We start from the raw sequence: 16,311 nt of genomic DNA, 5'->3' as shown, positions 1-16,311 counted from the left end.
CTATTAGCAGAAGCTTAGGTAATTATACAAAAGAAAACGAATCTGAATTTAATTCAGATTGCACTGTTAGAAAGAAATGGATAGAAAATCATGGAAAAAGAAGTTTTAATTCATGTAAAAGGTTTACATATGATGGATGCCCCGGAAGGGGATGAGCCGATTGAGATCGTGGTTCCGGGAGAGTATTATTTCCGCAATGGCAGCCACTATCTTCGTTATGAGGAAATGCTGGAGGATCACGGAGATCCCACAGTAAATTATATCAAGATTTCCCCGAAAGGAATGGAAGTTCGCAAGAAGGGCCAGGTAAATACCCACATGGTATTTGAACAGGGCAAGCGCAACATGGCGTTCTACACGACTTCTTTTGGAACCCTGGAAATGGGCATTTCCGCTACCAATCTGGAACTGAAAGAGAGCGACAGCCGCCTTGATATGAAGGTGAATTATTCCCTGGATTTAAACCAGGAGCATGTGGCAGACTGTTGTCTGGATATTCACGCACAAGGCAAAAGTGCCGCAGGATTTGTGCTGTAGGAAATAATGAAGCCAATTTCCCACAGGTGGGGTTTTCAAGATAATAAAACAGACCAAACTTAAAGATATCAAAGTAGACGAAAGACAAGCAGCAAAATTTGTTCACAAAAAACTACAGCCAGAAATCTCTTCAAAAATAGAAGTGCTTTCTGGCTGTATTGTTATATTGCAGTATTGTTATTTTTTTCCCTGGCTGTATTTGCAGCAGCTTTCGTTGTCTCTGTGGCTGCAGTCGCAGCAACTGTGTTCACTGTTTCAGTAGCTCCGTCCGAACCCGCCTTCGCCGTCTCCGTCTGCGCCGGCATTGGAATCAAAATCTTCAAATGAAACCAATGATCATTGGCGCTCACATCCACCGCGCCGCCATATTTCTGAGCAGTATACTGCACACTTTTCAGTCCATACCCATGGAATTGCGCATCCTTTTTGGTAGTTTCCGGAAGCCCGTTCCCCAGCTTCATATCCCCTTCATAATAATTATCGAACAGAATAATCAGGAAGTTCTTTCTGGCATGCGCATTAATATGGATCAGCCTTTTCTCTTTATCTGGAATCTTCAGCTCGCATTCTATAGCATTGTCCAGCGCATTTCCAAAAATAGAACTGATATCCATCGCATTCATAAAATCAAAAAGTGTACCATCAATAACGCTGGTCATGGTAACACCATGCTTCTGGCAATACAGTGTCTTCAAAGTAAGCATAACATCCAGCACATTATTTCCGGTTTTATTCTGTGCCTCGTAATTCTTCAGCTCTTCTTCCATTTGATTCAGATAAGCATTGCGCTTGTCCATATTTTCCTCTGCACGCAGGGCAATGATGTGATGCTTCAGATCGTGATACTTGTAGTTGATCAATTCCACTGCCTCACGGGCCTGCTTATACTGTGCATACTGATTGTGAAGAAGATTCTGGACACTTTCCAGCTCATAACGCACGCGAAGATCCATACGCTGCACATGGTAAGCATACATAATGGCAACGCCTCCCAGATCCACCAGGGTTCTTACGTTATAAATCTGGTCAGAGTAATTTCCATAAAAAGGAAGATCGGGAGCAACGAACCCGAAATTGCTCATACAGAAAACAGCCAGTCCGATGATGGCATAAGAGGCCAGCTCTCTGCCTGTAATATTCAGAGACTGTTCTTTTGACTGGTAGCGTCGGTATAGACGCTCGCATATTCCAAATAAGATGGCATAGCAAACAACCAGGATCAGAATACTGCTTCCCGTCGGTACAGGAGTAAGTGAAGATCTTTCATGGAAGAACAGATCAATCTGCCATTCAAAAGAAGCTGCAAACTCTGCAATTACAAAAGCGCGTATGGTGTAATAGGCGGCATCCTTCCAGTTCACATCTGCACACAGATAAATAAAAGCATACATCATAAGTCCTGCAGCTGCCATACATAAGATCCACAGTAAATTGTCCAGCCCGGGAGTAAGATAAAGGAAAATGGACTGCAAAAATAAGACGCCTGCAGAAATAAGTATGAAGCGCCTGGTATTTACACGATGCTTAACTTCCAGGAGACAGATCATACAGGAAAGCCATTCTGCAATTGCAGTATAAATTCTTGGTATATTCGGAGATATGGATAATGGTAACATATTAATTTTCTCCCCAATATTTGGTAAGATCCTGGAGAAATGCATTCTGACGCGGACGGCTTAGCTGTAAGCTCTCGCCCTTTACCATAGCACATTTATCCTGGATTCCATCTACGTGTGCCAGATTGATCAGATAGCTTTTGTTTCCACGGGAAAATCCATAGCTTGTGAGGGCTTCTTCCGCTGCATTCATAGTTCCGGAGGCTGTGTAAACTCCGGTGCAGGTGTGATAGATCAGATTATGTCCCTGGCTTTCGATATAGTAGATATCGGAGGTATCAAGACGAATAATTCCGCCCTTCACAGGAATTACAACATAATTGCTGCTTCTGTGCTTCAGCTTGGAAATTGCCTGATTGAGGCGTTCCTTGAATGCGAAATAGGAGATCGGCTTCAGAATATAGTCCATAGCCCCCACCTTGTATCCCTGTATTGCATACTGGGTCATATTGGTAATAAAGATAATGACAACGCTGGAATCAACGCTGCGGATCTCTTCTGCGGCAGTCATGCCGTTTACGAATTTCATTTGGATATCCATCAAAATAATATCAAACTGAGATTTATATTTGGAAGTGATCTCATCTCCATCCCGGTATACGGTTATGTCAATTTCTTCATTAGAACTTTTCTGGTATTCCTGAAGATATTCCGTTAACTGCTGTACGTATTGTTCTTCATCTTCCACAATTGCAATTCTGATCATATATTTTTTCCTTTTCTGTTCGTATAAATATAATAAAACCAGAGTGAAAAATGGTTATCTGGTTATTCTTTATCAGATGTTATGTTCATGCTTTTTCCTATTATATATAGTTTACGCAGGGCGTGCAAGTGGTAAAAACCAGCCAGCCCTTTTAACATCATAGTACAATTGCAAAATGAATGAAATTAGAAATAGTGCACAAAAAACAAACCACACAAATGTGCATAATAAACAAAAGACATAACTAACCAACCGGGACTTTTAACAATTAATGCAAAAAAACAACAATTTATGCAAGTAAAGCAAAGAATGAAATGATTTGTGCTATATTCTTATTACAGCGAGGAACAAAGTTAAGTTCTTACAAAAAGGAGGACAACAATATGAAACAGAGAACCAGACGTTTGATGGCGTTAATGCTTACTGCAAGTATGGCAGCAAGCGGAGCAGCAGTTCCGGTAGCAGCTGCAGATGATCCATACAAACAGGCAGAGGCAGCTGCAGATGATCCATACAAGCAGGCAGCAGCCGCAGACGATGATCCGTACAAGCAGGCAGATGCAGCCGCAGATGATCCGTATAAGCAGGCAGGTGCAGCCGCAGATGATCCATATAAGCAGGCAGGTGCAGCCGCAGATGATCCATATAAGCAGGCAGGTGCAGCCGCAGATGATCCGTATAAGCAGGCAGGTGCAGCCGCAGACGATCCATATAAGCAGGCTGAAGCAGCTACAGATGATCCGTATAAGCAGGCTGCAAATGCAGACGATCCATACAAACAGGCTGAGGAAGCTTCTGATGCAACAGATGCAATTGGTGGAATTGTTCCAAGTGCAGATGCAAAATATACAATCTCCGTTACAGAAGATGGCTGGATTAAAGTTGAGAACGAAGATGGAGATACTCTTGGTCTGGCAGCTGATTCTGCAGTAAAACTTCTTGAAGCTGATGGCTATGCATTTAAGGATATGAACCAGAACGGTGAGCTTGATAAATATGAGGACTGGAGACTCTCTACAGAAGAGCGTGCAGCTGATCTGGTGAACCAGATGCAGGGCGAGGAAATGGCAGCAGTCCTGACACACGGTGGCTGGGGCGATTTCACAACAGAGCCTCTTGCTGAGGATGATGGTTCTTATACTTACTTAATGCAGGGCGGACGCGGCGGCGTTACCCGTAACATTAAACAGGGCGGAACTGCTCATGCAAAATGGGCAAACGCAATTCAGGCAGTTGCAGAGCAGAGCTTCTACGGAATCCCGGCTATGATCTCCATTGACCCGGCTAACATTTCCGGTCTTGTTGAGACTCTTTCCCTGGCATCCACAATGGATACAGAGCTTGCAGCTGAAATCGGTCAGGAAACAGCAAAAGAATATCGTGCAGCTGGTGTGAATGCACTTCTCGGACCGCAGGTTGATATCGCTTCCCCGATCATGTCCCGTTCAGGCGGCACATACGGTGAGGATCCGCAGCTTACACTTGACATTGCCACAGCATATATCAATGGAATGCAGTCCACATATGATGAGAACGGTGAAGACCTTGGATGGGGAGATGAGTCCGTATACTGCTTCACAAAGCATTTCTCTGGTGACGGTTCCACAGAAGGCGGACGTGATGACCATGCAAATGGCGGACGTTACGCAGTATTCCCAGGAAACAATCTGGAAGCACACCTGATCACATTCTTTGATGGTGCATTCAACCTTCCTGGAAAAACAGGTACTACAGGTATCATGACACAGTATGGTATTGACGTTGACGCTGACGGAAACCCATACGGCGGAGAGTGGGCCGGTGCTTACAATACATATCTGAACGGCATGCTTGATGAGGCAGGCTTCGAAGGCCTTAAGATCACTGACTGGGGTGTATATCAGTTCGCTGGTGTTTGGGGAGCTGAAGACCTTGAAGAAGCTGACCGTATCGCAACAAGCTGGGAAAATGGTGTAAACCTTCTTGGTGGATACAGCGATGTTGATACAGCAAAAGCAGCTTATGGTGTTCTTGTTGATCGTGACGGCCAGGACAAAGCTGATGAGATCATGCGTGCAGCAACAGAGAAATTCGTTGCTGTAATGATGAACCTTAACACATTCGAGAATCCATATGTTGATACAGCTTATGCTGATACAATCATCACAACAGACGGTTCCAGCGACTTCGCAAAAGAAGGCCAGAGAGAATCCATCGTTATGCTTAAAAACGACGGAACAATCAGTGCTGACGGTGCTGCTTCTGAGAAACCAACCGTATACGTACCATATGTATACAACACAGGATGGAGCGCAACATGGATGCGTGGTATCACAGAAGGAACTCCAACATGGACTCCGGGAATGGATATTGACAAGCTTAGCCAGTATTTCAATGTTGTAACAGATACCCTTGGCGATCCTACCGGTGAGGCAGACGCTGAAGGAAATGCAACCTATACAAAAGATGATCTTACACGTGCAACAGCAGACGAGATCGCAGCTTGCGACTATGTACTTGTTGGTATGACAAATGCATATGCTCCTTCCTATGAGTCTCATCTGTCAGGCGCATTCGGCGGCGAGCCGGTTTCTGACGATGTTGAGGAGGTTTGGTATCCGGCATCCCTTCAGTATGGCGAGTACACAGCTGATACAGCTCGTGAAGTTTCTATCGGTGGAAAAACTCTTGAAGACGGAACAAAAGAGAACCGTTCTTATAAGGGCGTAACAGCACACGAGGTTCCGAACTATGGCGATCTGGAAGCTCTTCAGTATGCAAACGAGAACGCAGGTGATGTTCCGGTAATCGTTTCCATGAAGATGGAGCGTGGAATGGTTTGGGATGAGGTTGAGCCTCTTGCAGACGTAATCCTTGTAAACTACAACCAGCAGCGTGAGGATATTGTAGCAGAAGTTATCCTTGGACAGACAGAGCCAACTGGTCTCCTTGTATTCCAGCAGCCTGTAAACATGGAAGCTGTTGAAGCTCAGCTTGAGGATGTTCCTCGTGATATGGAATGCTACACAGATGCAGCAGGAAATACCTATGACTTTGCATTTGGTCTTAACTGGTCCGGAAAGATCGATGATGACCGTACAGCTAAATATACAGCAGAGCCTCTTACAAAGGTACAGAACTTTGACTACTCTGCATATGAAGCAGCAAACAAATAAATAAAATATTAAGCTAAGCCTTGGTCAATGCTTAGTATGGCCCGGCAGAGAGAAATCTTTGCCGGGCTTTAAATTTACGTAAGATAACAGATTAAACGAAAAGCAGATGTTTGGCTGGCTGTCGCAGACAATTCATGCAAAAACACAACAATTTGTGAAGTAAAGTCCTATACAATATGAATTTATGATAAAATTCAAGTTAAAAGAAACAACCGCCAATGAGCCATATTTTTACGGCCGCGTGGATAAAATGAAGGAGGAGAAAAATGGTTGATTTATTAGTAAAGCTTCTTGGACCAACCCTGTACAATCTCGGTGTCAGTGAAGCGGACCTCATTTCTTACCTTACACAGCTGGAAGGCTATATTTATGCAATTATTGCCGCAGTTGTTGTACTGGTAGCTGTGATGTTCCTTGCTCACTTTGCGAAAAAGGGATTTCGCTGTGCAGTTCGTCTTGAAGCATTCATGGCATTTCTTACTGCTGTCCTGATCATTGTGAATTCCATTTGCTATGGTCCGATGTATGCAAACGTTTCAGGTTTCCTGAATGCATCAAAAGCAGAATTCTCTGAGGAGACAATCCAGCAGAGCAAAGACACAATTGAAAAAGTAGGAGAAGAAGGTATGGTTCTTGTAAAGAACGATGGTCTTCTTCCATTATCTTCTGATGTAACAAACCTGAATGTATTTGGCTGGGATTCCACCTGCCCGATCTATGGCGGAACCGGTTCTGCCGGATCTCATTCTGATGGAAACGTGAGCATTCTGCAGTCTCTTCAGGATGCAGGCTATAAAACAAATGAAACACTTTCCAATATGTACACAGAATACTGTGCAGAGCGTCCGACTATTTCCATGTCCGCTCAGGACTGGTCACTGCCGGAGCCAAACATGAAGCATTACACAGACGATATCATGAACGAAGCAAAAGACTTCTCTGATACCGCAATGGTTGTACTTGGACGTCCTGGCGGTGAGGGTGCAGACCTTCCTACCAACATGAGCGCTGTTATCAACGGCACTTACAATCAGGGACTTGCAACCTCCAATGCGCCTGCAAACTGGCGTTACATGAATGCAACCTATACAAACAACGGTTCCTATGATGATTTCGAAGAGGGTGAGTCTTATCTGGAGCCTTCTGTAACAGAAGAACAGCTGATTGAAAAGGTTTGCTCCGAATTTGACAATGTAATTGTTGTAATCAATGCAAACAATACAATGGAGCTTGACTGGGTTGATAACTATGAGCAGATCAAATCCGTTATCCTTGCACCTGGAGCTGGAGAAACTGGTTTCACAGCACTTGGTGAAATCCTGAACGGTACTGTAAACCCATCCGGAAAAACAGCAGACACTTATGTTAAGAATCTGCTTTCCACACACTACATTAACAATATTGGAAACTTCCCATACACAAACGTAGATGATCTGAAAGCACAGGCACTTGCAGCAGATTCTTCCTACAAGGGAAATGTTTCTTTCGTAAATTACGTAGAGGGAATTTATGTTGGCTATAAATTCTATGAAACAGCTGCTGACGAAGGTCTGATCGACTACGAAAGCAGCGTGCAGTATCCGTTTGGATATGGTTTAAGCTACACAACCTTTGATAAGACAATGACAAACTTCAAGGACAATGGGGATACCGTTTCCTTTGATGTTGAAGTAACCAATACAGGTGATGTTGCCGGAAAAGATGTAGTAGAAGTTTACTATACTCCTCCTTACACAAACGGCGGTATTGAAAAAGCATCTGTAAACCTTGTTCAGTTTGAGAAAACAGAAACACTGGAGCCGGGAAAATCTCAGACACTTTCCTTCGAGATTGCAAAAGAGGATATGGCTTCCTATGATTCTGATGAGATCAAGGTAGCTGGCGGCGGATATATCCTGGAGGCAGGCGAATACACAATTTCTGTTCGTTCTGATTCCCACACTGTAATTGCAGAAGAAACCTTTACCGTAGATGAGGACATTGATTACAGCACAGAGGGACGTTCTACAGACAAGACTGCTCCGGTAAACGTATTTGAAGATTATACACAGGGTGACTTCATCCAGCTTTCCAGAGCAGACGGCTTCAAGAATGCCGGAGCTTCCTGGGCAGCACCTACAGCAGAAGCAGCACAGATGTCTGATGAGCTTCGTGCAGAAGTAGAAGCAAACACATTTGGTATTTATGACAGCACCAAATACGACAACGCAGATGATAAGATGCCGACTCTGGGCGCTGACAATGGTCTTACCCTCTTTGATCTGAGAGGCGTGGATTATGATGACGCAAAATGGGATGAGCTTCTCGATCAGCTTACTTACGAAGATATGGCTACCATGATCAACGTTGGTGGATGGCAGACAGCAGAGGTTACATCTGTTGGTAAGATCGCAACATCTGATTGTGACGGACCTGCCGGTCTGAACAACTTTGTAACTAAGACATATGGTACTTCTTACCCGACAGAGGTACTGCTTGCACAGACCTGGAACAAAGAGCTTGCCCGTGAGGTTGGAGAATCTATGGGCCAGGAGTTCTCAGATGTTAAGAACTATGGATGGTACGGACCTGCTATGAACACACATCGTTCCGCGTTTGCAGGACGTAACTTTGAGTATTATTCTGAGGATGGCGTACTTGCCGGATATCTGGCTATGAACCAGGTAAATGGTGCAGTAAGCAAGGGTGTGTACCCATATGTTAAGCACTTCGCAGTAAACGATCAGGAGACAAACCGTGAATCCTTCCTGCTTACCTTTGTTTCTGAGCAGGCAATGAGAGAAATCTACCTGAAACCGTTTGAAATTTGTATTAAAGGCTTAGAGGGCGGCTCTATGGCTGTGATGACATCTTATAACTGGCTTGGAAGCGTTCCGGCTTGTGCAAACTCTGACCTGCTTCAGACCGTTCTTCGCGATGAGTGGGGCTTCCGCGGCATGGCAATCACAGACTATGACGGATCCTATGGCTACATGATTTCCGAGAACTGCGTAAGAAACGGAAATGATCTGATGCTTGGATATGGTAATGCAGCATCCAATCAGTTCCCGAATCAGAGCGCAACAGGAACACTGGCAATGCGCAACGCATGCAAAAACATCATGTATACAATTGTAAACAGTGGTGCATATGCAGGAGATGAGAACCCGGTTGGCGGAAAATCCAATATGGATAAGCTCTTCATGAAAGTCAATGTAACAGCTGGTGTTGTAATCGGCGTGATTGCAATTCTTGTACTGGTACGTGCTCTTCTTAAGAGAAAGAAAATGAAAGCAGCAGAAGCTGAAAACGCTGCGAAATAAGATTGATTTATAATGAGAGGCTGGCGCAGATAATGCGCTGGCCTCTTTTGGAAAGGAGACATATGAAGACAAAGAAACTATTGAGATATTCTCTGTTTTTTCTGCTTCTTTTTGCAGGGGAAAGCATCGTCCTGGCACAGGATACTGTAGAGGAAATCAATGCATGGGAGCAGGACTGTGCAGAAGAAAGCACTGTAAATCCAGGTACAGAAGGTTTTGTCACAAGCCTTCCGCTTGATCCTTCATATGCGGAAGAATGTAAAGAACAGGGGACTGTCGAAACATTGACATATACCTGTCATTCCTATGCTCTGGAGGCGGTCACAGGAGAAAGCAACATTATGCTTGAGAAATCTGTGAATGTATATCTTCCATACGGATATGATGAAAATCAGGAATATGACATACTTTATCTGCTTCATGGAACCGGAGGCTTCGAGGATTACTGGATCGGGGATAGTTCCACCGGAAAAGTGACCTGCAATGTGCTGGACAATATGATAGAAGCAGGAGAGTGTGAACCTGTGATTGTGGTTTCCCCAACGTACTATTCTCCAACAGAAGAGATGGGATACCGGGAATTGGATCCAATGGAGCTGTTTGACAATGAAAAGGATCCTTATGCAGACCAGTGGCCTATGTATTTCTGGAAGGAACTTAGAAATGATATTATTCCTCTGATTGAGTCCACCTATTCCACTTATGCAGGAAAAGATGTAAGCGAGACAAAGCTTCAAAAGACAAGAGATCATCGAGGCTTTGCAGGATTATCAAGGGGATCAAAGACAACAGTGAATTCCGGAATGATGCACTGTGCGGATTTGTTTGCTTATATTGGCTCTTACTCCGGTGTATGGGCAGATGTGGAAGAGTTTAAGGACATTCTGGAGTCAGAGGAATACAAGAATTGTGATTTTAAGTATTGGTACAATGGAAACGGAACAGAGGATTTTTCCCTGGGAAATCACGAAGAGTTTCTGAATGAAGTGCTGAAAAAAATGCCGGATCGTTTTTCCCTGGATAAAAATGTGGCGTGGGTGGTGTTTGACGGAGGCGGTCATGCCTATAACTGCTGGATTGCAGATTTGTATAATTCTTTGCTTGTTTTCTTTAAGAAATAGAATTGGAAATTCAGAATCGGATACCGCCTGAACGTAATCTGTAGGGTTTTGAGCGTGGGATGCTGTAGCTTTTTTCCAGGTTTCATTTTACAATGTAAGAAGATATAAATTTGCAGAAAGTAATTTAACGATCAAATAAATCTGGAGGAAATGAAAATGGAAAACACATTTTGGATCTGGTATCCGGGAGACTTTGAATTATATCACGCTATGAAGCAGAATTTCAGTCGTGTGGAGAGAGGCTTTGGCTGGCCGGCATTCTGGAAGAGCGAGGGCTTCCGCAACCGTGTGGCTCTTCGCCGCGTTTATGAACTGGAGCAGGAGACTAGCTTTACCGTATTTTCCAATGCAGTGGGCCATGTGCTGGTAACCTGGGAAAATGGGGAGAAGAAATATCCATTTGGAAAGAAAATCACAGCAGGACCTGGAAAGGTGAGAATTTCCATTCACGCAGGCTGTGTAGAGGCTTTTCCATGCGCTTATGTGCAGGGCGAAGTGATTCATTCTGATAAGACCTGGACAGCCGAGGATTATTCCCAGCCTGCAGTTCCGGTTGGCGTATGCAAGTATTTCACCAAGCCGGAGCAGAATCCCACTGTTTGGGAGTATACAGAGAAAGAGTGCAGGCCGGTGAAGATTACAGAGGTAAACGGCGGCGTGCTGGCGGAGTTTGAGACAGAACTGACTGCGGCTGTTTACGTGAATGACAAACGAAAAGAGACTGGAGATAATCAGGAAAGATACATTGCTGCAGAAGAGAATAACGTAGGAAAGAGTGCTGCGGGAAATGCAGAGTGTGGCTTAGAAGTTTATTGCGGAGAGTCTGAGGATGAGGCACTTGATCTGGAGCACTGCTACTACAGCTGGCAGCCGGATCCGGTGACAAAGAGATGCCCGTGCTGTGCAGTACGTTTCGCGTTTATTCCGGACTGCAAGGCTGAGGATGTGGAGATTACCGTATTCTATCAGTATGTGGATTTTCCGAAGCGTGCTTCCTTTAAGAGCAATGATGAGAAGCTGAACAAAATCTGGGATGTGGCAGAGCATACCTTCCGGCTTTGCAGCGGAATCTTTTTCCTGGATGGCGTGAAGCGTGACAAATGGATCTGGTCCGGTGATGCTTACCAGAGCTTTTTCGTAAACCAGTATCTGCTGGCAGATCCGGATATTGATCAGAGAACTCTTCTGGCGCTGCGCGGAAATGATCCGATGACCAGACATATCAATACCATTATGGATTATTCCCTGTTCTGGATTCTGGGCGTGCTCTATCATTATGAAGTGTACGGAAATCTGGAATTCGTGCGTCAGGTTTACCCGAAAATGTGCTCTCTTATGGAGTTCTGTGAGGAACAGCTGGATGAGAACGGCTTCCTTGTGGGAAGAGAGAATGACTGGATCTACATTGACTGGGCAGACATGGACAAGACAGGCGCCCTTTGCGCAGAGCAGATGCTGTTTGCTGCATGCTGGCAGGCAATGGCGAAGGTAAGTGATGCCCTTGGGGAGAAAAATCCGGAATACACTGAGAAGTATGAGAAGCTGATCAGCCAGATCCGTAAATTCTACTGGGATCAGGAGAAGGGCGCATTTATTGATTCCTTTGAATCCGGCAAGAGAAATGTGACTCGCCATGCCAATATTTTTGCAATTCTGTTCCATATTGCAACAGCAGAAGAGCAGGAGAAAATTCTGGAGAATGTAATTAAGAATGATGCCATTCCGGCGATTACCACACCGTACTTCAATTTCTTTGAACTGGATATGCTTTGCCAGACCGGAAATCTGGAGTTCGTGCTGAACAAAATGCGCAGCTACTGGGGCGGCATGCTGGAACGCGGCGCGGTAACCTTCTGGGAAGAGTTCGACCCCAAGGCACCAATGGAAGAGCAGTATGACATGTACGGCGACCGCTTCGGCAAGAGCCTCTGCCACGCCTGGGCCGCAAGCCCCATCTATTTTCTGGCGAAATATTTTATGGGCCTGAAGTTCACCGCAGTTGGCGGAAAGGCATTCGAGCTGGAGCCTCACACTGAATTCTTCGACAGTTTCGACTGCACCCTTCCTGTAGCAGACGGCCAGGTTCACCTTACCTGGGACGGAAAAGACCTGAAGGTAGAGACAAACGCCGAGGGCGGTGTGCTGAAGGTGAATGGGGAGTGCAGGAAACTGGAAACAAGCCTGTAATATTTGAGAATATTTAGTGATATGAGTGAATAAAAGCATTGTCATGTGAAGTTAAAGTTCTATGACAGTGCTTTTTTGCTCAGTACGCTTCGAATTTAGAAAAAGTCAGTTTCGAGCGATAAATTGGTCATAATCGGGTAACATGCAGAAAAAAACATATGCTATGCTTTTTACAGCAAAGGGAAAGATTCCTGGTCAGCAGGATTACCGCAGCGGTAAAAGGAGAACATTGAATATGAAGAAAAAGATAATAGCATTGTTTTTGACCGGTGTTATGCTGGTTGGCACAAGTGTGCAGGCACAGGCAGGAAGAATCGTAAAGCCTATTGATGAGCAGCTGGCAGAGAGAAAAGTCATTACAACTCCGCAGGAGAGAAAAATCCGTCTGGGAGAGGATGAGAAACCAAGGGTTATCATTACTTCTGACCTGGAAGTGGATGATATGAATTCCTTTATTCACCAGAGCCTGTTTTTTAATGAAATTGATCTGGCTGGAATCGTGGTGTCCGGATCTTTTTGCCACTTTACCGGAGACGGCGAGCATACCCAGGGAGAGGTAATGGACCACATCCAGAACCGGGAAGAAGGAGCTCTGGATATGACTGAGTTCCGTGCGCAGCCGCTTGACTGGCTTTCCAATCTCTGGAACAATGAATATGCAGAAGCCTATGAATATCTGTCTCAGAATGCGGAAGGTTATCCTACCCCGGAATATCTGACCAGCATTACCAAAATCGGAAATGTGCAGTTTGAGGGAGATGTGAGGGAAGATACAGAAGGCTCTGATCTGATCAAAGAGGCAATTCTGGATGATGATGAAAGAAGCCTTTACATTCTTTCCTGGGGCGGATTTAACACCGTGGCAAGAGCACTGCTTTCTATCTATGATGAATATTCAGAAACAGACCAGTGGGATGAAATTTATCAGAAGGTATGTGACAAGGTTCTTATAAGCGGAAACGGACAGGACTTTACATTCACAGACTATATTGCAGACAAATATCCGGATCTTGTAATGGCATCTGGCAATTGCGGATATGCCGGATACTCAACTGCAATCAACGGACAGGCAGATGCACTTTACACATTCCAGGCTGACTGGCTGAAGGAGAATATCAAGTTTGATCACGGTTCTCTGATGGGAGTCTACAAGCTGGTTAATGACGGACAGCATCTGGAAAATGAAGAAGATAAGTATCAGTTCGGGGAAACCAATATCGTTTACGAGAAAGAATATAACGATTATGACTTTATTGCGGAGGGCGACAGCTCTGGCATTATCGGTCTGTATTCCTGCGGACTCCGTGGTTTTGAAAATGGTGCCTTCGGAAGCTATGGCGGAAGATATTCTTATTACACAGCCAGCGGAGAGGATGCGGGATACCTGTCTACATTATCCGGCGGTGTAGTTCCCGGACAGTATGTAAATCCGGAGACAAACAATATTGAGAAATATAATCCATACCTGTTGGATTTTCAGCTTGAATGGGCTGCACGTGCTGACTGGTGTGTAAATACCTATGAAAACTGCAACCATGCGCCAGTTGTAGAAATGGACGAAAAAGATTTTACCGCGGCACCGGGAGAGACTGTTTCCTTTGCGGCAGCAGTCAGTGATCCTGACGGGGATGATTGTACAGCAACCTGGAGTACAGAGCCAACAGGCTGTGTATATAGCGGAAAAGATGAAACAATTTATAACTGGACAGCAGATAGCGCAGAAGGCTCCTTTACTATTCCAGAAGACGCAGCTTCCGGTGACTGCTTCTGCCTTACCTTAAGAGTTCAGGACAATGCAGATGCAGTGATGACAAGATATGCACAGGTTATGGTGACGGTTGCCTGAGTGAGTATTTTTAATTTGAATAACTGAACATCTCAAATTCGTGGTACAATGTGAACAGGCAGTGTACCACGAATTTATTTTTTACAGGAGTTTCCAAAATTGAAAGAACGAATATCTCTGAATGTCAGGCTTTTTCTGGTAACCATGTGCATTGCGGTTCCAGTGATCGCAGCGCTTCTTTTTACAGGAATCCGGGAAAGGGAGTCTGCGAGAAATGAAAAAATAAACCAATTGCAGTCTGATGTGGAAATTGAAATGTCAGGAATTGATACGCAGCTGAAATTCCTGAGAAACAGCCTGATTAATCTGGTAATGGATGATGGGGATTTCCGGCATATTGCATCAGCGAAGGAAAAGGACTCGGAATTCTGGCTTGCGAACCAGAGAGTTCTGGAAAAAATCAACAGTCAGACAGCAGATATGGATTCCGGGTTTACTGTGTTTGTATATTATCCGGAAAATGATGTTTTTTATAATTATATGAAGGACATTCAGGTCTCGGATTTTGTAAAAGAACAGGTGCAAAGCAAAGATTACATATCCCGGTTTAGCCAGTGGAGTACAGTATGGTGCGGCGAAAAAGCTTATTTATTTTTCATGCTGGATTACAACAATTATTATATTGGTGCCTGGAGTTCTTACGAAAATATTGCAGCAGATCTGCAGCAAAGCTCCGGGAATTTCCAAGATGGAGAAGGCGCAGAAAAATATCTGATCTGCGATGAAAATGGACAGGTGATGGTACCAGATGAGGAGAAAGAAGCCTGGCTGTTTTTTGGAGAAAATCTTTATAAAGACCAGGAACAAGACAGCTGGTATTATGCTGGAACCATCAGTGAACTGGCAGATTTTTATCTTGTGAAAGAAATCAAAAAACAGGCGTTGGAAAGCCAGCTTCCGGCAGTTGGAGGAGAAATTGCCGGCCTTGCAGCGGTCTTTCTGCTGCTGTTTGCGGTGTACGGAATTTGCCTATATTTATGGATCCTGACCCCTATGGCGTACCTTCAGAAAAGTATGGATATTATCCAGAAAGGTGATCTGGATTACAGGATACCGGAGCTGTCGAACTGCAGCCGGGAATTCGATGCAGTGATTCAGGAGTTTAATTTTCTCATGGATCATATCAAAAACCTGAAGATCCAGATATATGAAGACCGTCTGGCTGGAAAAGAAACAGAATTACAGTATTTGAGCCGTCAGATCCAGCCCCATTTTATTCTGAATACATTGAATACCATTTATAATTACAGTGAAAATGATGTGAAAACAACAAAGCAGCTGATTCGCCTGACCTCTGGATATTACCGTTATGTTGTGAATGTAAATTCCAGATACGTGCAGCTGGGACAGGAACTGGAACACATTCAGGACTATCTGAGACTGCAGAAAATGCGTTACCCTAATGGGTTCGACTATGAGGTAAACTGCGAAGCGGCAATGAAAATCGTGCCTATTCCGCCCTTTATTATAGAGAGCTTTGTGGGGAATGCCATTAAGCATGGCCTGAAGCCAGGGGAGCTGACGAAGATTGAGGTAAATGTAAAACAGCTGGAGGAATTCCAGATTTTGATTCAGGTAAAAGATAACGGCATTGGATTTTCAGATGACAGCCTGGATGCAGTGGAGGAGTTTCTTGAGAAGGGAATTGTTTCAGAAGAATTGGGTGTGGGAATCCGAAATTCGGTGGCAAGGCTGAAGCTGATTTATGGAGATAAGTATGTGATCCATATTTATAATCAGGAGCCATCTGGTGCAGTGGTAGATATTCTGCTGGATTTACAGAAGCAGAAGGAAATATAATATCAAATTATGATTGGGCAGCTATTGCAAAAAGAGGCAGT

The 16,311-nt window shown here is 44.4% G+C and carries 9 protein-coding genes; 7 read left to right on the top strand and 2 right to left on the bottom strand.

Features of this window, described 5'->3' with window-relative positions:
- Positions 1-90 precede the first annotated feature (90 nt).
- Positions 91-537: a DUF1934 domain-containing protein gene (locus tag DWZ38_RS00685; protein ID WP_021925187.1), complete on the top strand. Its 447-nt coding sequence runs from the start codon at positions 91-93 to the stop codon at positions 535-537.
- A 161-nt stretch (positions 538-698) separates the two neighbouring features.
- Here the strand turns inward: DWZ38_RS00685 and DWZ38_RS00680 are convergent, their stop codons facing one another.
- Positions 699-2,153 carry a sensor histidine kinase gene (locus DWZ38_RS00680; RefSeq protein ID WP_117849417.1) on the bottom strand — a complete coding sequence of 485 codons (1,455 nt, stop codon included), beginning with the start codon at positions 2,151-2,153 and terminating at the stop codon, positions 699-701.
- Between the two features lies 1 nt (position 2,154).
- Positions 2,155-2,859 (bottom strand): LytTR family DNA-binding domain-containing protein, encoded by a 705-nt coding sequence (locus DWZ38_RS00675; protein WP_117849416.1) that lies wholly within the window; start codon positions 2,857-2,859, stop codon positions 2,155-2,157.
- 383 nt (positions 2,860-3,242) lie between these two features.
- On the opposite strand from DWZ38_RS00675, the gene DWZ38_RS00670 reads away from it, so the two are divergent.
- The 6 genes from DWZ38_RS00670 (at position 3,243) to DWZ38_RS00645 (ending at position 16,270) form a co-directional block, all read left to right on the top strand.
- Positions 3,243-6,014 carry a glycoside hydrolase family 3 N-terminal domain-containing protein gene (locus DWZ38_RS00670; RefSeq protein WP_117849415.1) on the top strand — a complete coding sequence of 924 codons (2,772 nt, stop codon included), beginning with the start codon at positions 3,243-3,245 and terminating at the stop codon, positions 6,012-6,014.
- Positions 6,015-6,280: 266 nt separating this feature from the next.
- A complete protein-coding gene (locus DWZ38_RS00665) occupies positions 6,281-9,316 on the top strand; it encodes a glycoside hydrolase family 3 N-terminal domain-containing protein (protein ID WP_117849414.1) in 3,036 nt (1,011 codons plus the stop codon).
- A gap of 62 nt (positions 9,317-9,378) precedes the next feature.
- On the top strand, positions 9,379-10,437 hold the full coding sequence (locus tag DWZ38_RS00660) for an alpha/beta hydrolase-fold protein (RefSeq protein WP_178105239.1): 1,059 nt from the start codon (positions 9,379-9,381) through the stop codon (positions 10,435-10,437).
- A 156-nt stretch (positions 10,438-10,593) separates the two neighbouring features.
- A complete protein-coding gene (locus tag DWZ38_RS00655) occupies positions 10,594-12,624 on the top strand; it encodes an amylo-alpha-1,6-glucosidase (RefSeq protein ID WP_117849412.1) in 2,031 nt (676 codons plus the stop codon).
- A gap of 235 nt (positions 12,625-12,859) precedes the next feature.
- Positions 12,860-14,470 carry a DUF1593 domain-containing protein gene (locus DWZ38_RS00650; RefSeq protein WP_178105238.1) on the top strand — a complete coding sequence of 537 codons (1,611 nt, stop codon included), beginning with the start codon at positions 12,860-12,862 and terminating at the stop codon, positions 14,468-14,470.
- 99 nt (positions 14,471-14,569) lie between these two features.
- Positions 14,570-16,270 carry a histidine kinase gene (locus DWZ38_RS00645; RefSeq protein WP_117849410.1) on the top strand — a complete coding sequence of 567 codons (1,701 nt, stop codon included), beginning with the start codon at positions 14,570-14,572 and terminating at the stop codon, positions 16,268-16,270.
- Positions 16,271-16,311: the final 41 nt, after the last annotated feature.

It is taken from the genome of Ruminococcus sp. AF31-8BH (assembly GCF_003460605.1).
GTDB lineage: Bacteria > Bacillota > Clostridia > Lachnospirales > Lachnospiraceae > Blautia_A > Blautia_A acetigignens.
Note: the sequence above shows the minus strand (reverse complement) of the source record. Positions and strands in the feature narration are given on the sequence as shown.